Genomic DNA, 22,776 nt, shown 5'->3' with positions numbered 1-22,776 from the left:
TTTAGTGACTAAACCTAATAAGGACAGATCTATGCGAGATCCTCAACTGAGGCGGACTCGTTGCGGGACAAGTTGATTCCCAAGTTGGCCGCGGCCCGCTCCAGGTCTTCGTCCTCACCTTCGCGCAACTCAATCGCCGCACCGTCACTCGACAGCACCTCGACATTGAGACACAGCGACTGCAGTTCCTTGAGGAGCACCTTGAACGACTCGGGGATGCCCGGCTCCGGGATGTTCTCGCCCTTGACGATCGCCTCGTACACCTTGACCCGCCCGACCGTGTCGTCGGACTTGATGGTCAACAACTCCTGCAGCGTGTAGGCGGCGCCGTAGGCCTGCATGGCCCAGCACTCCATCTCGCCGAACCGCTGACCACCGAACTGCGCCTTACCGCCCAGCGGCTGCTGGGTGATCATCGAGTACGGGCCGGTGGACCGCGCGTGGATCTTGTCGTCCACCAGGTGGTGCAGCTTCATGATGTACATGTAGCCCACCGTCACCGGGTACGGGAACGGCTCACCGCTGCGCCCGTCGAACAGCATGGCCTTGCCGTCACCGTTGACCATCACCTCGCGGTCGCGGTTGGGCAGCGTGCAGGACAACAGCCCTTGCAGTTCGGCCTCCTGGGCACCGTCGAACACCGGGGTCGACACGATGCTGTCCGGTTCGGCCGAAAGCAGGCTGTCCGGCAGCCTGCCGGCCCACTCCGGGACGCCGTTGGCGGTGTCGATCTTCCACCCGGACTTGGCCACCCAGCCGAGGTGCGTTTCCAGGATCTGCCCGATGTTCATCCGTCGCGGCACACCGTGGGTGTTCAGGATGATGTCCACCGGGGTCCCATCCGGTAGGAACGGCATGTCCTCGACCGGCAGGATCTTGCCGATCACGCCCTTGTTGCCGTGGCGGCCGGCCAGCTTGTCACCGTCGGAGATCTTTCGCTTCTGGGCCACGTAAACGCGGACCAGCTCGTTGACGCCGGCGGGCAGTTCATCGTCGTCGTCCCGAGAGAACACCCGAATCCCGATCACCTTGCCGGATTCGCCGTGCGGCACCTTGAGCGAGGTGTCGCGAACCTCGCGGGCCTTCTCACCGAAGATCGCGCGCAGCAGCCGCTCCTCCGGGGTCAGCTCGGTCTCCCCCTTCGGGGTGACCTTGCCGACCAGGATGTCGCCGTCGCGGACCTCGGCACCGATGCGCACGATGCCACGCTCGTCCAGGTCGGCGAGCACCTCGTCGGAGACGTTGGGGATGTCCCGGGTGATCTCCTCGGCACCCAGCTTGGTGTCGCGGGCGTCGATTTCGTGCTCCTCGATGTGGATCGAGGTGAGCACGTCCTCTTCAACGAGGCGGTTTGACAGGATGATGGCGTCCTCGTAGTTGTGCCCCTCCCACGGCATGATGGCCACCAGCAGGTTCTTGCCCAGCGCCATCTCACCGTTTTGGGTACAAGGACCGTCGGCAATCACCTGGCCGGCCTCGACGCGCTCTCCGGTGTCCACGATCGGAGATTGATTGGCGCAGGTGCCGTGGTTGGACCGGGCGAACTTGCGCATCCGGTAGGTGTGCCGGGTGCCGTCGTCGGCCATCACGGTGATGTAGTCGGCCGAAACCTCCTCGATCACCCCGGACTTCTCGGCGACAACGACATCGCCGGCGTCGATCGCCGCGCGCAGCTCCATGCCGGTGCCCACCAGCGGCGCCTCGCTGCGCACCAGCGGAACCGCCTGGCGCTGCATGTTGGCGCCCATCAGGGCACGGTTGGCGTCATCGTGCTCGAGGAACGGAATCATCGCGGTGGCCACCGACACCATCTGGCGCGGCGAGACGTCCATGTAGTCCACCTCGGACGACGGCACGTACTCCACCTCGCCCGCCTTGCGGCGCACCAGCACGCGCGGCTCGACGAAACGACGCTCGGCATTGATCGGCGAGTTGGCCTGCGCCACGACGTGGCGGTCCTCCTCGTCGGCGGTCAGGTAGTGGATCTCATCGGAAACCACACCATCGATCACCTTGCGGTACGGCGTCTCGATGAACCCGAACGGGTTGACCCGGGCATACACCGACAACGAGCCGATCAGACCGATGTTGGGACCCTCCGGGGTCTCGATCGGACACATCCGGCCGTAATGCGACGGGTGCACGTCGCGGACCTCCAGGCCGGCGCGCTCACGGGACAGACCACCAGGGCCCAGCGCCGAGAGCCGGCGCTTGTGGGTCAGCCCCGACAGCGGGTTGTTCTGGTCCATGAACTGCGACAGCTGGCTGGTGCCGAAGAACTCCTTGATCGCGGCGACCACCGGCCGGATGTTGATCAACGTCTGCGGCGTGATGGCCTCGACGTCCTGCGTGGTCATCCGCTCCCGAACGACCCGCTCCATCCTGGACATGCCGACCCGGATCTGGTTCTGGATCAGCTCGCCGACCGTGCGCAGCCGGCGGTTGCCGAAGTGGTCGATGTCGTCGGTTTCCACCGGCACCTCGGTGCCGCCCGGCACGGTCATGGTCGGCTGACCCTCATGCAGGCGCACCAGGTACTCGATGGTGGCGACGACGTCTTCCTCGGTCAGCGTGGTGGTGGTGACCGGGTTCGTCGAATCCTTCCCGTTCAGGCCCAACTTTTTGTTGACCTTGTAGCGACCCACGCGGGCCAGGTCGTAGCGCTTTTCCTTGAAGAACAGGTTCTCCAGCAGCGTTTGCGCCGACTCCTTGGTCGGCGGCTCGCCCGGACGCAGCTTGCGGTAGATGTCCAGCAAGGCCTCATCGGTGCCTGCGGTGTTGTCCTTCTCCAGCGTCCCCATCATGATCTCGGAGAAGCCGAACCGCTCGTGGATCTGCTCAGTGGTCCAGCCCAGAGCCTTGAGCAGCACGGTGACCGGCTGGCGTCGCTTGCGGTCGATGCGTACACCCACCGTGTCGCGCTTGTCGACGTCGAACTCCAACCAGGCGCCGCGGCTGGGGATCACCTTCACACTGTGCAGCAGCTTGTCGGTGGACTTGTCGATCGTCTCGTCAAAGTAGACACCGGGCGACCGCACGAGCTGGCTGACCACAACCCGCTCGGTCCCGTTGATGATGAACGTGCCCTTCTCGGTCATCATCGGGAAGTCACCCATGAACACCGTCTGGCTCTTGATCTCGCCGGTGTTGTTGTTGATGAACTCAGCCGTGACGAATAGCGGGGCCGCGTACGTCATGTCCTTGTCTTTGCACTCGTCGACCGGCGCCTTGACGTCGTCAAAGCGGGGGTCCGAGAACGACAGCGACATCGAGCCGGAGAAGTCCTCGATCGGCGAAAGCTCGTAGAGCACCTCTTCGAGCCCGCCAACGGGCTTTGCGTCGCCGCGATGAGCCGCGGAATCGCGCCAGCGCTGCGAACCGATCAGCCACTCAAACGAATCGGTCTGCACGTCAAGCAGCCCCGGAACCTCGAGCGGTTCGCGGAGCTTGGCGAACGAAACCCGGTTAGGAGCTCCGGGCACGGAGCTGTTTGAAGAACTTTGCGGGCGACTCTGACTGGTACTAACGTCTGTATTGCTTTGGCGGAAATCAGCCAAGATGCGTCCTTCCAGCACCTCGTGCGACTAACGAGAGCCGGTCCCCACCGGGCCTGTTCGCCGCAGATAATTGTGTCGGTTTGGCCGGCGGACGAACTGTCCGGATCTCACGCACGCAACCGAACAGCTGAGCCATGTACTCAGCTCAGGCTAAAGACCACAGTGTCAAGTGGCGGGTGAGGTGGGCAGGAAGTAGCCAGCGCAACGTCCAACACTAGCGCAGGACGGCGCATTCCTCAAATGGCCGCACATTCTCGTCCCAAGGTATCGACGCTGGCTGGCAATCTCGACTTCCCATGGACACGTACAGACACATGCTGCCCAACAGATTGACCCGTTTACGCCCCGCCGTCAAGGGGCACGGGCTGCAAGTTACGCCGAGTTAGCAGCAACTCACCGAGTGATGGCACTCTACGAGGCACTTCGGGCGATTGCCCCACCACGCAGGCCCACCGCAAGCGCCCATCAGCTGCCTGGCTGCACTCAGAATTCGTGTGACTGGTACTTATGAGTTCCCTCGAGATCGTCGAGAATCGCCACCTGAGCCTCCTTCGGCAGGGTGTGCAACATCTCGCGAACCCGAGCCTGACGCCGGGCGACCGCTTTGCGCTCCGGCATGCCTGGCGTCGCAACGATCTGCGGGGGCACGCCCTCGATTTCCTCGGTGCCGCCCGCGTGGTGACCGGCATCGAGCAGGGCCTGCTCTTCGGCCATGGTGGCTTCGTCCTTCTCCTCGGACATCCCGATCGGTCCGATCCGGCGGCCATTGAGAAACTGCCGCACGACCGGCTCGTCGCTGGTCAGCAGCACCTCACGCGGGCCGAACATCACCAGGTGCTTGCGGAACAACATGCCCATGTTGTCCGGCACGGTGCGGGCGATGTTGATGTTGTGAGTCACGATCAGGATGGTGGCGTCGATCTGGGCATTGATGTCCATGATCAGCTGGCTCAGGTAGGCGGTACGGACCGGGTCAAGACCGGAGTCGGGCTCGTCGCACAGGATGATCTGCGGGTCCAGGACCAGCGCACGGGCCAAGCCGGCACGCTTACGCATACCACCGGAGATCTCGCCTGGGAATTTCTTCTCGTCCCCGGTGAGGCCGACCATGGCCAGCTTCTCCATGACGATGTCCCGGATTTCGCTTTCCTTCTTCTTGGTGTGCTCACGCAGCGGAAACGCGGTGTTGTCGTAGAGATTCATCGAGCCGAACAGGGCACCGTCCTGGAACAGCACGCCGAACAACGTCCGGATTTCGTAGAGCTCCTTGGCCGAACATTCGATGATGTCCGTACCGTCGATGACGATCGAGCCACGCTCTGGCCGAAGCAAACCGATCAGAGACTTCAAAAACACCGACTTACCGGTACCCGAGGGACCAAGCAACACGCTGACTTCCCCGGCGGGGATCGTTAGCGTGACGTCTTCCCAAATCCTCGAGGAGCCGAAGGACTTTGTAAGTCCGTTGACCTCGATAGCGACGCCCATGGGAAATCCTTCCGATGCTGATGCCCGCGACCTGCCGATTTATGTGGCTTGAGTCACTGTAGCGCACCGCTAGGGCGCGACATCAGGGTTGGACAGATAACAAATCTCCCTCCAGTCCCATCAGGCGGTGGCCGACCAGTTGCCATGGAAGCCCAGCGGTACCCGCTGCGGCAGGTGCACCGACGCCATCGGCTCCAGTGTCGCAGCGTCCAGCAACACCAGCTGGCCTTCGCCACGGGCGCGGTGATACCCGTAGCCCATGAGGATTCCGTCGTCCTCGGCGGCAGCCGTCGGGTTGGGCACAAAGGACATCTCGCCGATCAGCAGAGCGGGATCCAATGGAGCGACGTCGCATGACCCGGTCGCGTAGTCGTGCTTGTACAGCGATGTCGACATCTCGGTCGCGTCGCTGGCAAGATAGCCGCCGTCCACACCGAGCGTGTAGCCAAACCGATGCCGGCCACCGAGCAGAGTCTCGTTAATCCGGGGAAACTCCTGCGCTCGATCGTCGCGCCGTTCGGTGGCGACGACGCCGGTGGTCAGGTTGATGGTCCAACGGTCCAGCGCGGGGCGGGTATCCCCGGGGCCGCGTCGGTCCCGGTCGAACATCCGCGAATAGCGCACCACGTCAAGGATCAGGATCTCCTCCTCGTCCCGAATCTCGGAGTACGCGTTCAGCGGGTGATAGACGTAGCAAGGTTCGATGTCGAACCACCGCACTGGAGGCTTGCCGCCGACGTCGTCGGTATCCCGGGACATAACGCCGATGCGGGCCGGGTAGTGGGGGTTCCAGGCATAGGGCAGGCGGTGCGACGGCTTCGGGTTACTGTTCATCATCATCGCGATTGGACCGGGAACCCGGACACGTCCGATCAACGACTGCATCACCAGCCGCGCGGGCACCCCCAGCCAGCGCGGCGTGCGCACCGGCAACACCTGGGCGCTGTCGAAGGTCACCGGCAAGTCGTAGATCACCACGTACTTGTCGGTCAGCGAGAAGTCGTGCATCATCGGCGACCCGGCCACCTCGATGTCGACGGTGCGTCGGGCCCGCCCCTGGGGATCGATCACCGAGTACTGCACCCTGGGGCCACGGGTAAACGCGTAGGACACGGCGTGCAGTTCACCGGTCGCCGGATCGCGGTGCGGGTGGGCGGTATAGCCACCGGTTAGGGTGCCGTCGAAGTCGCAGGTCCCGACGGTGTCGAGTTCTTCGGTGAGTTCATAGTTGGCCACACCACCCTCCACCAGAGCCAGGGTGCGACCGGCATGTGTCAACACATTGGTGTTGGCACCCAGGGCCAACATGCCCGCCTTGGGATCAAGCCGGGCCGGCGGCGACTCGCCGAGTGCGGCGCTCACCGACTTGGTGCGCACCCAGCGGTTGCGGTACCAGCGGGCCTGCCCGTCCTGTAGAGCGACCCCGTGCACCATCCCGTCGCCGCTGAACCAGTGATAGGTGGCGGGATCCACCTCGGCGACCGGATTCGGCCCATTACGCAGATAGCGTCCGTTGAGATGCTCCGGGATGTGCCCGCTGACCTTGAGGTCCGTCGCGGTCACTTCCGCACGCACCGGCGCCAGGAAGCCTTCCAGGTACGGGTTGGGGGATTTGGCGGTTCGCATCGTTGTCACGGCTGAACTCCTATAACATTGTTATTTCAGCGTTATTGGAACGGTACGCCGCCGATGAGAAGATGGCAATAATGATGGGCGAGATGACTACGCAGGCCCAACCCAGCGTGCCCGGTGCCCGCAATGTTCGCGACGAGCTGGTGGGTGCCGCCGTCGCCCTGCTCAATGAGGACGGGCCCGACGCCTTGCAAACACGCAAGGTCGCTGCAGCGGCGGGGACCTCCACGATGGCGGTTTACACCCATTTCGGCGGAATGCGAGAACTTATCGCCGCCGTCGCCGAGGAGGGGCTACGGCAGTTCGACGTCGCGCTGACGGTGCCGCAGACCGATGATCCCGTGGCCGATCTGGTGGCTACCGGTGTCGCCTATCGCGGTTATGCCATCCAACGTCCGCACATGTATCGACTGATGTTCGGCAGTACCAGCGCGCACGGCATCAACGCACCGGCGGAAAATGTCCTGACGCTGACAATCGCCGAGATCGAGCAGGACTACCCCAGCTTCGCGCACGTGGTGCGGGGGGTGCATCGATCCATGACGGCTGGTCGACTCACCGTCGGTGCGCCGGGCGACGGAACTCGTGGGGCGACCTCCGACGCGGAGATTGTGGCCACCGCAGCGCAGTTCTGGGCGTTGATTCACGGGTTTGTCATGCTCGAGCTGGCCGGCTTCTTCGGTCAGGAGGGCGCGGCCATCGAACCGGTGCTGGCCTCGATGACCACGAACCTCCTGGTCGCTTTGGGTGATTCACCCGAGCGGGCAACGCGGTCACAACAGTCGGCGCTCGGCGCGCGCTGAGTACGCAAAAACCCCCGGGTGCCGCAGTCGGTCCCGGGGGTTTTGCGTTTGATCGGCTGCAGAAGCTACTTGACGGAGACGGTGGCGCCGGCGGCCTCCAGCTTGGTCTTGGCCTCGTCGGCGGCCTCCTTGGCGACCTTCTCCAGCAGCGGCTTGGGCGCGCCGTCAACCAGGTCCTTGGCCTCCTTGAGGCCCAGGCCGGAGACGATCTCGCGGACCACCTTGATAACGCCGATTTTCTTGTCACCGGCGGCCTCAAGAATGACGTCGAACTCGGACTGCTCCTCGGCGGCCTCAGCGGCAGCGCCCGCCGGGGCAGCGCCCGCCGCGGCGACGGCGACCGGAGCGGCCGCGGTGACCTCAAAGGTCTCCTCGAACTTCTTGACGAAATCGGACAGCTCCAACAGCGTCATTTCTTTGAACGCGTCGAGCAGGTCGTCGGTCGAGATCTTGGACATGTTGTGGGTCCTTCCTAATTTCGGGTTTTTGGGGTTCTAGGGGTTTGGGGCTTCTCGGGCGCTGGTGCTATCCGGCTTCCACCGGTGACTCGCTGGTGGTTGCCTGTGCGGCCGGGGCGGGCTCGGCGGCCTTCTTCTCCTGCAGGGCCGCGGCCAACCGAGCGAACTGCGACGCGGGAGCGTTGAACAGCCCGGCGGCCTTGGCGAGATTGCCCTTCATCGCGCCGGCCAACTTGGCCAGTAGGACCTCGCGAGACTCCAGGTCGGCGATGCGCTCGACTTCGGCGACGCTCAAGGCGTGACCGTCCATGTAGCCGCCCTTGATGACCAGCGCCTTGTTGTCCTTGGCGAAGGTCTTCAGCGCTTTGGCCACGTCGACCGCTTCACCTTTGACGAACGCGATCGCCGTCGGACCGATGAAGAGCTCGTCGAGGCCCTCCACACCGGCCTCGGCGGCCGCGCGCTTGATCAGTGTGTTCTTGGCCACGGCGTAGGTGGCCGATGCCCCCAACGACCTGCGCAACTCGGCCAGGTTGGCCACCGTCAAACCGCGGTACTCGGTGATGACAGTCGCGGTCGAGGCCTTGAACTGCTCGGTGATATCGGCGACGGCGGTGGCCTTGTCAGCCTTGGCCATGCATGCCTCCTGAGGTGGACGTCGGTGTGACTTGTCGTCGGCGATCACCTCAGAACGGTGCTGAACGCCGCAGGAAACGACGAACGCCCCGACGCAGGAAGCGGTCGGGGCGTGAAAATACGCCGGCACATGCCGGCGATAGTGCCTCGTCCTCCTGCGTGGGCCGCCGGGAATTCCCGGACCTTCAACCGATTACTCGGTGACCGACGGTCTTCGGTGGATCGGCAACCACAATAGCGTGGCCCGTTCGATCAGCCAAAACGCGCGCCACAAAGTCCACGATTTTGGCTTTCTCGCGTCATTTCGTGTCATCTCATGTACGCCGACGGCCACCATCGACCACGGGCCAGCCACTGAAACGGTCCATGCGCATACCTTGGACCGCACGGTAGGACCATGTCGGCCAGCCCGTGAACTCAGGGGTGGCCGCCGTCCCCGCCGTGGCCACCGACGCCTCCGGTGCGGCTCACCGCGGCGACGCCGTCCACCCCGGGCTGGCCGAGGTAGTCCACCCCATCGATAGTTGCGATACCGCCGTCGCCACCACGACCACCGTCGCCGCCCCAACCCGACCCTGAACCTCGGCCGCCGGAGCCGCCTTGGCCACCGGAGCCAGCCGTGCCGCCGTAACTGTGGCCGCCGTTACCGCCATTACCGCCGTTACCGGCCACCGGCAGGCCGGAGGGCAAGGGGCTCTGTCCGCCGGTACCGCCATTCCCGCCGTTACCGGCGTTGTAACCGATACCGCCGTGACCCCCGTTGCCACCGTCACCGGGCACCGCACCCAAACCGCCGGGGTTACCTCCGCCGCCGGTGCCGCCGTGGCCGCCGTTGCCGCCGTTGCCTCTGATCCCGCTCTCACCCTGGGCGGCTCTGGTGAAACCGTCGCCGCTGAGGCCACCGGTACCACCGAAACCACCCACGCCGCCGTCGCCACCATGCCCACCATTTCCACCAGGTTGGCCGGCGCTGAAACCGCGGCCATTGGCGCCCGGACCTCCGTTACCGCCCCGAGCACCGTCACCACCGTCGCCACCGGCTCCGCCAACACCGCCGACTCCGTCGGCGCCGTTGTGGAATCCCTCCGCATAGGCGTGCCCGCCGGCGCCGCCGGCGCCGCCACCGCCACCGTTGCCGGCGTGGCCGCCCCTGCCGCCCGCACCGCCGTTTTCACCGTTAACGGTGGTAGGGGTCGCCCCAGCACGCCCGTCACCGCCATCACCACCATCACCGCCGATGCCGCCGACCCCGCCGCCACCACCGTTACCGCCGTGGACACCGCCATCACCGCCGACACCACCCGCGCCACCTCGTCCGGCATCCCCACCAGGGTTCCCGTGCCCACCCGCGTTTTGACCCGAGAAACCTCGGCCGCCGTCCCCGCCATTGCCGCCGGCGCCGCCGAACCCGCCGTTGCCGTAGGCCCCGCCATCGCCACCTCGGCCGCCATCACCGCCGTCGGTACCCGCAACGCCGGAGGCGCCGTTCGCGCCGCTACCCCCGTTTCCTCCCCTACCACCGTCACCGCCGCTGGTCGGGCTGAACCCGTCGTCGCCGCGCGCGCCCGTAGTACCGCCGTTGCCGGCGGCACCGCCCCGGCCGCCGACACCCGGGTCACCGCCATGTCCGCCGTCACCGCCGGCCGCACCCGAGCGCGGCGCGGCGTTGGCACCGTCGCCGCCGTCACCGGCAAGCCCAGCGTCTCCGCCGTCGCCGCCGTCACCGCCGGCACCGCGGGTGCCATCGGCGTATCCGGTGGCCCGCGCCTGGCCGCCCAGCCCACCGTCGCCGCCGTCCCCGCCTGCGCCACCGTTGCCGCCGCTACCGCCGTCCTGCCCGTGGATGTTCCCGCCCGACACCCCATCGGTCCCTGATTGGGCGTCGCCACCGGTACCGCCGGACCCGCCGGTACCGCCATTACCGCCGGCACCTCCGTGACCGCCCAGAGCCCCGCCCAGACCGCCGTCCCCACCGTGGCCACCAGCGCCGCCGCGCTGGCCGGGCGTGCCGGTAGCGCCCGGCGTGCGCCCGTCCACCCCGTCGCGTCCCGAACCACCGGCGCCGCCGTCACCACCGTTACCGCCATTGCCGTAGTCCCCGGCATTCCCACCGGCTCCACCCCTCCCGCCCCCGGCCGAGGCCCCGCCGGTGCCGCCATCGCCGCCGTTACCGCCGTCGCCGTGGAGTCCGCCGTTACCACCGGCCCCACCACGCCCACCGGTAAAGAGCTCCAGGGTGCTATCGGCGCCGCGGCCGCCGTCACCGCCGTCGCCACCAGCCGGCCGGGCACCCTCCGCGCCGTGCACACCCTGCACAGAACCGGTCCCGCCGGCACCACCGATTCCACCCAGCCCCGGATTACCGCCATCGCCGCCAGCACCGCCGACGCCGGTGCCGCCGGCGAACGTGCCGGCGGCACCATTTCCGCCATCACCGGCGACCCCGCCGGTCCCACCGGCGCCACCGGCACCGCCGGCACCTTGCTGCCCCAGGAAGCCGATCAGACTGCCCTTACCGCCGGCACCGCCCAACCCGCCGGCACCGCCGGCACCGCCATCGCCGCCGCGGTCCCCGGCATTGCCCAACGCGACCGCGTCCGCACCGTCGCCGCCGGCACCACCAGCTCCACCAACACCGCCATCGCCGCCGACGCCACCGAAACCAACCAACCAGCCACCCCGGCCGCCGGCTCCACCGTCACCGGCGTGACCACCGCCGCCGCCGGGGGCACCAACACCAGCGGCGACACCACTGCCACCACCCCCGCCCGCCCCACCGGCCCCGCCGGCCCCCAACATCCCGGCGGCACCGCCGACACCGCCATGTCCGCCATTTCCGCCCACACTGCCCACCCCGCCGGCTCCGCCCACCCCGCCGGCCCCGTACACCAGCCCGCCCTGGCCACCGGCCCCTCCGCCACCGCCGCTCAAGGCGCCCTGCCCGCCCGCCCCGCCGGCACCACCATTGCCATACAGCCACCCGCCCTGGCCACCGACGCCACCCGCGGCACCCACGCCCGACACACCGCTGATCCCGCCAGGGCCACCAGCCCCCCCGTGGCCGAACATCCCTGCCGGCCCACCGGCACCGCCGGCCTGACCAACCCCACCCGAACCGCCATTGCCGCCGCTACCCCACAACAACCCACCAGCCCCGCCGGCCTGCCCAGTGCCCGGCGCCCCATTGGTGCCGTTTCCGATCAACGCCCGCCCGAACAACGCCTCGGTGGGTGTATTCACGACCTCCCACAAGCCCCGTTCCACGGTCTGCAACGGCGACATGGCCGCAGCGCTGCCCACCTCGGTGCCGATATAAGCGCCGGCACCAGCGATCAATGTCTGCACAAACCGCTCACCGAACCCGGCCACCTGGGCACTAACCGCCTGATACTGCTGCGCGTAGGCACCGAACAACGCCGCAATCGCCGCCGACACCTCATCCGCGGCCGCCGCCACCACCGTCGTCGACCCCGCCGCCGCCGCGCTGGCCGCCGCGACCGCCGACCCCACAGCGGTCACTTCGGACGCCGCCGCGGCCACCAACTCCGGTGCCACACTGACAAATGACATGACCCACCACCTTTCAACCGTGTTTGGAGAAAAGTTCCAGGCCAAGATGAACTCCGATCGACAAAGCGATGACGTGCCAAAAAGTTGAAAAACGTTCCACCCGAAGCCAATCCGGGAACGTCTCAGCTCGACAGCCGGACCTGCGGCGTCGGGAACAAGGAGCCGCTGTTTGCGTCTCACCGTGATAACGGTGGCGTGCCCTACTTTTGCCGGCACATCGAGAGCGCCCCGCATTTGTCCGCCGGAAATCCCGCCCGAATCAACTGAATCTCACGACAAGGCGCTACCTCAGTGAGCCTTGGATGCCTAGCTCAGCCGCGCGAGCCGGGCGGCGCCGACCAGCCCGGCCTCGCCCCCGAGCTCGGCGGGCACCACCCGCAGCCCGGCCAGAAAATCCAGCCGCGCGTAGTCGCCCAACGCCCGCCGAAGCGGGTCGAACAGCAGGTGCCCAGATTTGGCCACACCCCCACCGACGACCACCAGGTCTAGGTCACACACCGCGCCCACCGAGGCGATCATCGCGGCCAACGCGGTAGCACCGCGATGAAATGCCCGCAGCGCCAGCTCATCTCCGGCCGCGGCCGCAACGGCCAGCTCTCTGGCGCCGTGGCCGGGCGGCGCCGACCAGCCATACGCTCGCGCCCATCGCACCATCGACGGGCCCGACGCGATGGTCTCCACGCAGCCACGCCCGCCACACGAGCACGCCAACCCGTCTTGTTCCACCACCAGGTGACCGACGTGACCGGCATTTCCGGTACGGCCGGCATACGGCATGCCGTCGAGCACCAGTCCCCCGCCGATCCCGGTCGACACCACCATGCCCAACAGGAAACGCGCGTCCCGGCCAGCTCCGAGCCAATGCTCGCCGAGCGCCATGCACACACCATCGCCACCCAGCTTTACCGGCACCCCCGGCACCGCGGCGGCGACCCGGTCCCGCAGCGGGAAGCCACGCCAGGACGGGATGTTGATTGGGCCGACAGCTCCGCTATCACGATCGACGGGGCCGGCCGATGCGATGCCCACCGCATTCACTGCGCCGCCGGCCACGCTGAGCGCCTCGTCGATCTTCTCCGCGACCGCGGCCCAGACCTCCTCGGCTCCGCCGGCCGGGGTAGCGCACTGGGCGCTGTGCACCAGGGTGCCGACGGAATCGACCAGGCCCGCGGCGATCTTGGTGCCGCCGATGTCGAGACAGAGGGTCAGCATGGGCGGATCAATGCCGGTGGGTGTTATCGGGTTGGCGCGGGTCGCCGGGATGCTCATAGCCCGGGGCCAGCTCGACCAGCGCGGCCCGCCGCGCATCCAGCCAGACCCGGAATGCACGGCGCCGCGCGGCGCTCAGCAGCAGCTCGGCGATCGCCCGCCGGACCTGCTCCAATGGCGGACCGGCAACCGCCGGCCTGCGCCACCCGTGCCGGTCGGGCGTCGGCGCGGCGAAGCGAAGCGGGTTGCGGATGTGGTAGTCGGCCACGTCGTCGTCGGTGACCGTGACCTCGGCGGTGACGTCGGCGAATAGCGCCCGCGCCCGCGGATCGGTCAAAGCGGCCGCGGCGATGCTGCCGATCTCCAGCCGCGACGTCACATCGGGCAGCAATTCCGCCTCGGTCGCAACGCTGCACTCGGTCAGGCCGCGCGCGGCCACCTCGGCATCAATCACCCGCTCGGTCACGATCAGTTGGGTGAGCCAACGGCGCAGCTGCCGGCCCTCGCTAGTACCGCGCGCCGGCAGCGCGGCAGCGCGCGGACCGTTGCGCAGCCGCGCTTCGCGCGCGTCGACGTCATCGACGCGGACTTGGGCACCGGCAACCGTCGCGACTAGTTCGACGTTCATGTCACGGTCACTTTCACCGCGGGCGCATAGAGCAGCCGACCCGCGCAGCCGATCCGGACCAACGCCCACCACTGCCCAGATGGCTGCCAAGGCGGCGGCGTCACGTCGAAAACGACTTCGGCGGTGCCGCACGCCGGCAAGATCGCGCCGAGCACGGCCGGGCCGATCCACTCCCAGGTTCCCCACGGGCTGATCAGATGGGCTTCCAGCGCCAAGTCGGCGCGGGCATGGGTACCGACGGTGACGATCAGGCGGGCCGAATCGCCGGGTTCGAGCTCGACGTCGGTCGGCCACCCGCTGAGATACACCAACCGATCCTCCTGAGCACCGCTCCCCGCGTCACCCACGGCCACCACACAGACGTCCTCGACCACCTGGCGCCAGGCCGGCGGCACCGCCTCCCCGCTGACCCGTAGTTGGGCCCGAACCGGATAAAGCCCCGGCGACGTACGGGCCGGCAGCGTCAACGCAACGTCTGCCTCCAGGTGTCCGCCGCTGCACAACGTGAACGGCAACTCGGCGGGCGCGGCCGACCAGCCATCCGGACACACCACCGTCACCTCGCCGCCCAGCGCGCGATCGCTGCAGTCGCTGGCCGCGGTCAGGCGCAAGACCACCTCGCTGCCCGGCTCAGCGGTCATCGATTGCGGGTGCAGGTGCGCGACGGCCGGCAGCCCGCCGAGTGCGGCGGGACCGCGGTTGTGCAGCCAATAACGAGCGTAGAGCGGCTGGGCGGGCTCAGCGTGGGGTCCCAGCGCACCTACGTCCACCGCCAGCATCGGGGGTATCTCGAGCCGCGCCAGCACGGTGCCGACCTGGCACCCGTGCAGTTCGATCGGTAGTTTGCACCGTTTCGGCTTTTCCAATAGGTCGGCGAGTTCGGGGGCACGCACCATCCCCAGGTCAGAGCCGATGACGACGCGAGCGCTGGCCCCGGTCGTCTCCACCAGCCGCAACGCCACCGCGGCAGGGTCGACCGGCTCCGCGCTGCCGCTCACCAACGGGTTTCCCGCCGCTTTGAGCGCTCCCAGGTGCACCGAGTCGGCGGGCTCGACACGCAGCAGCGAGCCGACCGGCGACAGTTTCCGCTGCCCGTTGTGCTGCCCCGTTCCGGGGCTCACCGAGAGCAGTGGATGGGAGAACTGTGCGCTGCGGACCGAGATCTCGGCAGCGCGCCAATCACCGTTGGCGCAGACCAATGCGTAGTCGAAGTCGTGTGTCCAGTGCTGGAGTTGGAAGTTCGAGCCGTCCGGCGCGGTGCGGCGAGGTTCGTCGATCCAGACACCGGACGGCCAACCGGTACAGGACCGCATCAGCGCGGTATGCAGGGTGCCGTCGGCGTCGACGGCAAAGCTCGGCACGCCACGGTTGAACATCGCGACCGTACGAGCCTCGAATTGTTCCATTTCCGACGGGGCGCGTTGGCTGACCACGATCTCCGCGTCCGCGAGGTCGGCTGCCAGCGAAGCGATCTCGGCACGCAGGCTCTGGTCGTCGACGCCGTCAATTACCAGCACCGGCAACGCATGCGGTGGACGCAGGTCGGCCCCGGGCACCCAGGCCGCGGCCAGCGGCCGAAACGCCCTGCCCGCTGGCACCCACACCCTGGCGCGGCCGGTCTGCGCCAGCTGTCGCTCGAGTTCGGCGAGGTATGTCGGGTCGGCGGCGGTTAGCACCGCCTTGGTGAACGCGTTGCGAAACGGCCCGCCCAGCGTGATCCGGGTGTCCGGCAGATTGGAATCGACCTCAAGGTTGCCGTAGCGCGGCTTGTCGGCGCCGCTGCAGGTGGCCGTGACGCCCGCGCGGACCAGGGCAACCATCAGCTCGCGCGCCAGCGGGCCTGACATGCTTTCCGCGGGCGACACCACCTCGGCCACCGACACTGCCCGCACCCCGTCACCGACGCGGACCCGTGCGGCCGAAGACAGCCCGAACCAGCTATAGGCCGGATTGTCCAGCGTCCACAAATGCTCCGCGGTGTCCACCGAGCGAGGTCTCGAACCACCGGAGGCGTGCAGCAACGCGAAACCGCGCCCGATCACGGCGTCGCCCACTTCACTGACCGGCATCGCGCCCGGCACCGGGCACGGCCAGCGCAGTCGCAACAAGCGGTCGACCCCGGTAAACCCGTGAATGGCGGTGCGACAGTCAACGCGCGCCACGCCGTGCCACAGGGTCAGCGTTTGGGTGTAGCCCAGCAGTGCGCCGATCCGGCCCCGCACGACCAACCGTTGACCGAGCGGGCCTTGGTAGGCCTGCACCTGAGCGGGTGATTCCGACGAACAGAGCACCGGCCCCTTGGGCAGCAGATGCCACGGTCCTTCGCCCTGGGTCGGGTGGGACGGGTATTCCTCGTAGACCGCGAGCTCGTTGCCCAGCCGGCCGTCGGCGATCAGCTCGCGGCCGTCATGCACAAGGGACTCCACCCCGCCGCCGCGCTGTGGGTCGACGGACAACCGGTAGTGCTCGTTGGCGATTTCGGTGCCCGCTGCCGGTTGCCAGCCCGCCGGTTCATTGGCAGGGACCAGCCGGTAGGTCCGCCAGCCCAGCGACGGGACATCCCGGGCCAGCCAGGTGACGGATCGTCCGTCGTGCTCGACGAGTGCCGGCATCTCGGCACCATCGCAGTCCAGTACCCGCACCCCGGCGTCCAGCGGCGGGTCGAGCCGGGCCGTGACGACATCAGTGCGCTCGCGGGTCAGCGGGTTCCACACCACGGCCGAACTGTCGGGCGCGTCGACGGTGCCGCAGAGCACCGCCAGCGAGTTGTCCCGCACCGCCCGGCCCAGCTCCCATGCATCGCGCCAGCCGGTGAGCAGATCAAGATAGACCTGGTCGGATTCCGAACCGGTGATGGCGTCGTGGTGTGCGCCGTAGGCCAGCTGCACCCACGCCTTGGCCAACGCCGCCTGCGGATACTGTGCGCCACCGAGCAACGCCGCGAACACCGCGAACCGTTCGGCCGCCAGCACCGTGTTTTCCGCGGCCCGGTTGGCCTGCTTGGTGTCGATATAGGACACGTCCTTGCCGGTGTAAATGGGGTTCATGTCGCGCGTCTGCGGTGATGGCACCGAACCCCGCTCGGCCAGCTCGGCGCGTACCGCCGCGAAGAACTCCCGCGGTAGCCCGCACACGAACCGCGGCCAGGTATAGCGGGCGGCCCAGTCACGGTGGATTTCGGTGACCCATTTGTTGGGCGGCGTGTAGTCGGTTCCCACCGGCAGCAGGATGTTGCGGGTCAGCGCGACCGTTTTGAGCTGGTCGAAGAGGTCGTAGGTGGCCCGCTCGGCCTCGGCCAGTGACGTCGAGGAGTCCATCCACCAGCCCGCCGAATAGTGCGCCGGCATGTAGTGCGTCAACAACCCCCGGCCCGATGGCGAAATCCACTCGAACTCACTGGAGAACTGCATGCGGTCCACATCACCGCCCTGGGCCGGGCCCCACTGATGATGCGGCCCCCGAGCCCACGAACTCGACGTCAGACCGGCGTCGGCAGCCATCCCGGGAAATTGCGGGTCGTGGCCGAACACATCGAGCTGCCACGCGGTAGCCGGGTCGGCGCCCAATACGTCGCGCTGGAACCCGATGCCGTGCACCAGATTTCGGATCGTTGTCTCTGGGCTGGTGAGGTTGGTGTTGGGTTCGTTGTAGGTTCCGCCCATCACTTCGACGCGACCTTCGTTCAGGAATCGACGCAGGTCAGCGCGGTCCTCGGGATGGGTATCCCAATACGGTTTGAGGTAGTCCACCTCGGCCAGCACGAATTTGTATTCGGGCTCGCGCCGAGCCATCTCCAGATGCGCATGCACCAGCTCGAAGCCGTTGGTCTGGCGGGCTCGCCCGGGCGGGTCTTCGGTCCACTGGCTGGTGTAGGCACCCTGGGTGTTCCACCACACCGGGTCGTAATGGAAGTGGCTGACCATGAACATCGTCCACCCCGGCTCGGCCACAGTGAAGGTGAAGGCCAGCCGCGACGCACCGGCATGGACGTGTGCGGCCCGATGCTGGCCGACGACGGGATGCTCAGCGGTGACCGGGATCTCGACGACCACATTCCCGGCGGCCGCAACCGCTTCACCGCTCAGGCGGTCGCCGTCAATGCGGATTGACGTCGGCTCGGTGCACCCGTCAACGGTGACCCGGGCCAGTTGCAGTGGCGCGTCCGCGGGGCCGACGAACAATGCGGTCGACTCCGCCGAAACCACCTGCATGACCGCACCCTACGGCGGCCCGTCGGCTCGACAAAGCAGTTGGGGACAGCATGTCGACGGGCCGGGCCGAAAAGGCTCGACGCGCGTTATGCCGGAACGCCGCCAAACGGTTTACCGCGGGCATGGCGCGAGGCCCGGCCGAGCCTTGCACAGCGCCACCGACTGGCATCGTCTGCGTCCACCCGTTCAGTGAGCCCGGGTATCCAGTCGGCCGGCAGGCGATCGGTAGAAATGAAGCGTGCGCACCAGCAGCGGCGTCGCTCGCCGCGGGACGCCACACGGCCCCGTCGAGCTCTTCTACGAAGACCTCGGCGACCCGGCCGACGCGCCGGTGCTGCTCATCATGGGCCTGGGCGCCCAACTTCCCATGTGGCCGGACGGCTTCTGCGGCCAGCTCGTTGACGCCGGCTACCGGGTCATCCGATTCGACCATCGCGACACCGGATTGTCGGCCAAGATGCACGGCCTGCGGGCCCGGGGCTCGGTCTACCGACGGATAGGCCGCTATCTGTTGGGCCGGTCCAGTCCGGTGCCGTACACGTTGGTCGACATGACCGGGGACGTGGTCGCGCTGCTCGATCATCTCGGCGTTGCGCGGGCACACGTGGTCGGCGCCTCGCTGGGCGGCATGCTCGCGCAGATCCTGGCCGCCACCGAACCGGGCCGGGTGGCGTCGCTGGGCATCATCATGTCGACAACGGGCAAACCGCTCTCGGCGCCGCCGGCCTGGCGCGTCCTCAAGCTGGCGTTCGACCAGCCAGCCAGGGATGCCTCGACCGAGGAGAAGCTGGCCTTCGAGGTGCGCAACGTCGAGGTATTCAACGGGCCCAACTTTCTGCCGTCCCGCGGCGAACTACGACAGCGGGTGCAGCAACTCGCCGACCGGTGCAATTACCCGCCCGGCATGCTGCGCCAGTTCGATGCTGTGCTGGGCACCGGGAGCCTGCTCGGCTACAGCAGGGCGATCACCGCACCGACGGTGGTGTTGCACGGTTCGGCCGACCCGATGGTGCGGCCGCGCAACGGGCGTGCGGTCGCCGCGGCCATCCCCGGCGCACGCTTTGTCGTGGTCGATGGAATGGGTCACGACCTGCCGCGACCGGTGTGGCGGCCGATATTGGAAGCGCTTACGGAAAATTTCTCGCAGACTCCGCCTGGCGGGTAAGCAATGCAAGAATTTCGGCCGCAGTGGGCCGGATTTTCGCAATGGAGGCGGACTCGGGAAGCAATACCCCGCGCGTGAATGGGCTCACAGCAATTGGGACTTGACAGTGTCCGTTTGGCACACTGCAGAAATGACATCTACCAAACACCGCGAGGTGTCCAGGCTTGATCGGGTGCCTTTGCCGGTCGAAGCGGCCCGGGTAGCCGTCACTGGCTGGCAGGTCACCCGCACCGCGGCGCGCGTCGTTGCCCGATTGCCGCGCAAAGGTCCATGGCAGCAGAAAATCATCAAGGAAATCCCCCAGACCTTCGCAGACCTCGGCCCCACATATGTGAAGTTCGGGCAGATTATTGCGTCCAGCCCCGGGGCGTTCGGCGAATCCCTGTCGCGCGAATTCCGGGGTCTGCTCGACCGGGTGCCGCCGGCCAATACCGACGAGGTGCACAAGCTCTTTGTCGAAGAACTGGGTGCCGATCCGGCCGAGTTGTTTGCCACCTTCGAGGAAGAGCCGTTCGCGTCGGCATCGATCGCCCAGGTTCACTACGCAACGCTGAAGACCGGCGAAGACGTCGTGGTCAAGATCCAGCGGCCGGGTATCCGCCGCCGAGTCGCCGCCGACCTGCAGATCCTCAAGAGATTCGCTCAGGCGGTCGAATTGGCCAAGCTGGGCCGTCGGCTGTCGGCCCGAGACGTGGTCGCCGACTTTTCCGAGAACCTGGCCGAGGAGCTGGACTTCGGTCTGGAGGCACAGTCGATGGAAGCGTGGGTCTCCCACCTGCACGCATCGCCGCTGGGCCGCAACATCCGGGTGCCCCATGTGCACTGGGACTTCACCACCAAGCGGGTCTTGACGATGGAACGGGTGCACGGCATCCGCATCGACAACGCTGCCGCCATCCGCAAGGCCGGGTTCGACGGGACCGAGCTGGTAAAGGCGCTACTGTTCAGCGTGTTCGAAGGCGGACTGCGACACGGCTTGTTCCACGGCGACCTGCACGCGGGCAATCTCTACGTCGATGACCAAGGCCGCATCGTCTTCTTCGACTTCGGCATCATGGGCCGCATTGATCCCCGCACCCGCTGGCTGCTGCGTGAACTGGTGTATGCGCTGCTGGTCAAGAAGGACCACGCCGCGGCGGGCAAGATCGTCGTGCTGATGGGTGCCGTGGGGACCATGAAGCCAGAGGCCCAGGCGGCCAAGGATCTGGAGAGGTTCGCCACCCCACTCACCATGCAAACGCTGGGCGACATGTCGTATGCCGACATCGGCCGCCAACTGTCCACGCTGGCCGACGCCTACGACGTCAAGTTGCCGCGGGAGCTGGTGTTGATCGGCAAGCAGTTCCTCTACGTGGAGCGGTATATGAAGCTGCTGGCCCCGAAGTGGCAGATGATGTCGGATCCGCAGCTGACCGGATACTTCGCCAACTTCATGGTCGAGGTGAGCCGCGAGCATCAGACCGACGTAGAAGTCTGAGGGTCGTCCGATGGCTCCGAGGGTCTAGGGTCTGGCTATGGAAATCCGCAGCGGCCTGGCCGTATCGCGGCCCAAGCCGGGCCGGACCGCGGGCCCGGTGGAGCTGTACTACGAGGACATGGGCGACATCAATGATCCGCCTGTGCTGCTGATCATGGGGCTGGGCGCCCAGCTGCTGCTGTGGCGGACCGGGTTTTGCGAGAAGCTGGTTGAGCAGGGCCTACGGGTCATTCGTTTCGACAACCGGGATGTCGGACTGTCCACCAAGATCGAACACCGCACCGCCAGGCGGCCCCTAGCGACGCGGTTGCTGCGATCGTGGCTGGGCCTGCGCAGCCAGGCGCAATACACGCTGGAGGACATGACCGACGATGCCGCGGCCGTGCTGGACCACCTCGACATCCAGCGCGCACACATCGTCGGGGCTTCGATGGGCGGCATGATCGCCCAGATCTTTGCGGCGCGATTTGCCGAACGGACTCAATCGCTGGCGGTGATCTTCTCCAGCAACAATCGCCCGTTCCTGCCACCACCCGCACCCCGCGCCTTGCTCGCGGTGCTCAAGGGTCCGCCGCCGGGCTCGCCACGCGAGGTGATCATCGACAACGTCGTGCGGGTCACCAGGATCACCGGCAGTCCGCGGTACCAACCCACCGAGGAATGGATCCGCGCCGACGCCGCCGAGAACTACGACCGCAGCTACTACCCGTGGGGTATCCCCCGCCACTTCAGCGCGGTCCTGGGCAGTGGCAGCCTGCTGCACTACAACCGCCGGACCGTCGCACCCACCGTGGTGATCCACGGCCGTGCTGACAAGCTGATGCGGCCGTTCGGTGGCCGGGCCGTCGCCAGGGCCATCAACGACGCCCGATTGGTGATGTTCGACGGGATGGGACATGATCTGCCACAGCAACTGTGGGACCAGATTATCGATGTGCTGACGAGCAACTTCGCCCGGCAAGTTGAGGCCAACCGCAGTAGGTAGGTACTCTCCCCCGGAATTTTCGGGTGACGGGCACCGGGTTGTACCGTTGGCGGAGGAGGTTGTGTCACATGGCCAAACTGACACCGTATTACGAAGACTCACAAGCGGCGTACGACATCTCGGACGACTTCTTCGGATTGTTCCTGGACCCAACCTGGGTCTACACCTGCGCATACTTCGAGCGCGAGGACATGACCCTCGAGGAAGCACAGCTCGCCAAGCTGGACCTGGCGCTGGACAAGCTGCACCTCGAACCCGGCATGACGGTGCTCGACGTCGGATGCGGCTGGGGCGGGGCGCTGGTCCGGGCCGTGGAAAAGTACGACGTCAACGTCATCGGCCTCACTTTGAGTAGGAACCATTGTCAGCGCAGCAATGACCGGCTGGCCGCGCTCACCACCACCCGGCGTGCCGAGGCGCGGCTGCAGGGCTGGGAAGAGTTCGACGAAAAGGTTGACCGGATCGTCAGCTTCGAGGCGTTCGACGCTTTCCACAAAGAGCGGTACCGCGCATTCTTTGACCGCTCATACGACATGCTCCCCGGCGACGGCCGGATGTTGCTGCACAGCTTGTTCACCTACGACCGCAGGTGGTTGCACGAGCAGGGCATTGCGCTGACGATGAGCGACATTCGGTTCCTGAAGTTCCTTCGGGAGTCGATCTTCCCGGGCGGGGAACTGCCGTCCCAGCCCGATATCGTCGACAACGCGCAGGCGGCCGGCTTCGCCGTCGCGGACACCCAGCTGATGCAGCAGCATTATGCACGCACCCTGGACACGTGGGCGACCAACCTGGAGTCCGCGCGAGAACACGCCGTCAAAATCCAGTCCGAAGAGGTGTACAACAACTTCCTGCACTATCTGACCGGATGCGCGGAGCGGTTCCGCCGGGGCTTGATCAACGTGGCCCAGTTCACCCTTACCAAGTAGGGTGACCTGGGCAGATTCGGTCGCAGTT

General features: G+C 66.9%; 14 protein-coding genes. 5 read left to right on the top strand and 9 right to left on the bottom strand.

All coding sequences use genetic code 11. The features are described 5' to 3' along the window. Positions 1–29: 29 nt before the first annotated feature. From rpoB to MB901379_RS04130, 3 genes are all read right to left on the bottom strand, one after another. Positions 30–3,557 carry a DNA-directed RNA polymerase subunit beta gene (rpoB, locus tag MB901379_RS04140; protein WP_158015486.1) on the bottom strand — a complete coding sequence of 1,176 codons (3,528 nt, stop codon included), beginning with the start codon at positions 3,555–3,557 and terminating at the stop codon, positions 30–32. Between the two features lie 483 nt (positions 3,558–4,040). Continuing rightward, a complete protein-coding gene (locus MB901379_RS04135) occupies positions 4,041–5,045 on the bottom strand; it encodes an ABC transporter ATP-binding protein (RefSeq protein WP_158015485.1) in 1,005 nt (334 codons plus the stop codon). A gap of 120 nt (positions 5,046–5,165) precedes the next feature. Further along, positions 5,166–6,680: a carotenoid oxygenase family protein gene (locus MB901379_RS04130; protein WP_158015484.1), complete on the bottom strand. Its 1,515-nt coding sequence runs from the start codon at positions 6,678–6,680 to the stop codon at positions 5,166–5,168. Between the two features lie 107 nt (positions 6,681–6,787). On the opposite strand from MB901379_RS04130, the gene MB901379_RS04125 reads away from it, so the two are divergent. After that, positions 6,788–7,480, top strand: coding sequence for a TetR/AcrR family transcriptional regulator (locus MB901379_RS04125; RefSeq protein WP_408632357.1), 693 nt, complete (start codon positions 6,788–6,790; stop codon positions 7,478–7,480). Between the two features lie 65 nt (positions 7,481–7,545). Here MB901379_RS04125 and rplL read toward each other — a convergent pair whose 3' ends face one another. From rplL to MB901379_RS04095, 6 genes are all read right to left on the bottom strand, one after another. Further along, positions 7,546–7,938 carry a 50S ribosomal protein L7/L12 gene (gene rplL, locus MB901379_RS04120; protein WP_158015482.1) on the bottom strand — a complete coding sequence of 131 codons (393 nt, stop codon included), beginning with the start codon at positions 7,936–7,938 and terminating at the stop codon, positions 7,546–7,548. Positions 7,939–8,005: 67 nt separating this feature from the next. Then, positions 8,006–8,575 (bottom strand): 50S ribosomal protein L10, encoded by a 570-nt coding sequence (rplJ, locus tag MB901379_RS04115; RefSeq protein WP_158015481.1) that lies wholly within the window; start codon positions 8,573–8,575, stop codon positions 8,006–8,008. A gap of 416 nt (positions 8,576–8,991) precedes the next feature. Next, positions 8,992–12,144, bottom strand: a complete 3,153-nt coding sequence (locus MB901379_RS04110) for a PE family protein (protein ID WP_158015480.1) — start codon at positions 12,142–12,144, stop codon at positions 8,992–8,994. A gap of 306 nt (positions 12,145–12,450) precedes the next feature. Further along, the gene (locus tag MB901379_RS04105) at positions 12,451–13,356 is read right to left on the bottom strand and encodes an ROK family protein (RefSeq protein ID WP_158018932.1); all 906 of its coding nucleotides are present in this window, start codon (positions 13,354–13,356) and stop codon (positions 12,451–12,453) included. A 7-nt stretch (positions 13,357–13,363) separates the two neighbouring features. Further along, on the bottom strand, positions 13,364–13,981 hold the full coding sequence (locus MB901379_RS04100; protein ID WP_232021981.1) for a DUF7158 domain-containing protein: 618 nt from the start codon (positions 13,979–13,981) through the stop codon (positions 13,364–13,366). Continuing rightward, the gene (locus MB901379_RS04095) at positions 13,978–18,192 is read right to left on the bottom strand and encodes a glycoside hydrolase family 38 N-terminal domain-containing protein (protein ID WP_158015479.1); all 4,215 of its coding nucleotides are present in this window, start codon (positions 18,190–18,192) and stop codon (positions 13,978–13,980) included. Before MB901379_RS04095 ends, MB901379_RS04100 begins: the two co-directional genes overlap by 4 nt. A gap of 238 nt (positions 18,193–18,430) precedes the next feature. Between MB901379_RS04095 and MB901379_RS04090 the strand changes: the two genes are divergently transcribed. The 4 genes from MB901379_RS04090 (at position 18,431) to mmaA1 (ending at position 22,748) form a co-directional block, all read left to right on the top strand. Next, the gene (locus tag MB901379_RS04090; protein WP_158015478.1) at positions 18,431–19,357 is read left to right on the top strand and encodes an alpha/beta fold hydrolase; all 927 of its coding nucleotides are present in this window, start codon (positions 18,431–18,433) and stop codon (positions 19,355–19,357) included. Between the two features lie 130 nt (positions 19,358–19,487). Next, positions 19,488–20,834, top strand: a complete 1,347-nt coding sequence (locus MB901379_RS04085; RefSeq protein WP_158015477.1) for an ABC1 kinase family protein — start codon at positions 19,488–19,490, stop codon at positions 20,832–20,834. Positions 20,835–20,871: 37 nt separating this feature from the next. After that, the gene (locus MB901379_RS04080; protein ID WP_158015476.1) at positions 20,872–21,819 is read left to right on the top strand and encodes an alpha/beta fold hydrolase; all 948 of its coding nucleotides are present in this window, start codon (positions 20,872–20,874) and stop codon (positions 21,817–21,819) included. 68 nt (positions 21,820–21,887) lie between these two features. Next, on the top strand, positions 21,888–22,748 hold the full coding sequence (gene mmaA1 / locus MB901379_RS04075) for a mycolic acid methyltransferase MmaA1 (protein WP_158015475.1): 861 nt from the start codon (positions 21,888–21,890) through the stop codon (positions 22,746–22,748). Positions 22,749–22,776: the final 28 nt, after the last annotated feature.

It is taken from the genome of Mycobacterium basiliense, from assembly GCF_900292015.1.
Classification (GTDB): domain Bacteria; phylum Actinomycetota; class Actinomycetes; order Mycobacteriales; family Mycobacteriaceae; genus Mycobacterium; species Mycobacterium basiliense.
Note: the sequence above shows the minus strand (reverse complement) of the source record. Positions and strands in the feature narration are given on the sequence as shown.

What these genes read in the sequence shown, in the direction of transcription:
- MB901379_RS04095 (WP_158015479.1), bottom strand. Translation starts at nt 18,192, where the DNA reads ATGCAGGTGGTTTCGGCGGAGTCGACCGCATTGTTCGTCGGCCCCGCG.
- MB901379_RS04085 (WP_158015477.1), top strand. Translation starts at nt 19,488, where the DNA reads ATGACATCTACCAAACACCGCGAGGTGTCCAGGCTTGATCGGGTGCCT.
- MB901379_RS04100 (WP_232021981.1), bottom strand. Translation starts at nt 13,981, where the DNA reads ATGAACGTCGAACTAGTCGCGACGGTTGCCGGTGCCCAAGTCCGCGTC.
- MB901379_RS04080 (WP_158015476.1), top strand. Translation starts at nt 20,872, where the DNA reads ATGGAAATCCGCAGCGGCCTGGCCGTATCGCGGCCCAAGCCGGGCCGG.
- MB901379_RS04110 (WP_158015480.1), bottom strand. Translation starts at nt 12,144, where the DNA reads ATGTCATTTGTCAGTGTGGCACCGGAGTTGGTGGCCGCGGCGGCGTCC.
- rplL (WP_158015482.1), bottom strand. Translation starts at nt 7,938, where the DNA reads ATGTCCAAGATCTCGACCGACGACCTGCTCGACGCGTTCAAAGAAATG.
- MB901379_RS04135 (WP_158015485.1), bottom strand. Translation starts at nt 5,045, where the DNA reads ATGGGCGTCGCTATCGAGGTCAACGGACTTACAAAGTCCTTCGGCTCC.
- rplJ (WP_158015481.1), bottom strand. Translation starts at nt 8,575, where the DNA reads ATGGCCAAGGCTGACAAGGCCACCGCCGTCGCCGATATCACCGAGCAG.
- MB901379_RS04105 (WP_158018932.1), bottom strand. Translation starts at nt 13,356, where the DNA reads ATGCTGACCCTCTGTCTCGACATCGGCGGCACCAAGATCGCCGCGGGC.
- mmaA1 (WP_158015475.1), top strand. Translation starts at nt 21,888, where the DNA reads ATGGCCAAACTGACACCGTATTACGAAGACTCACAAGCGGCGTACGAC.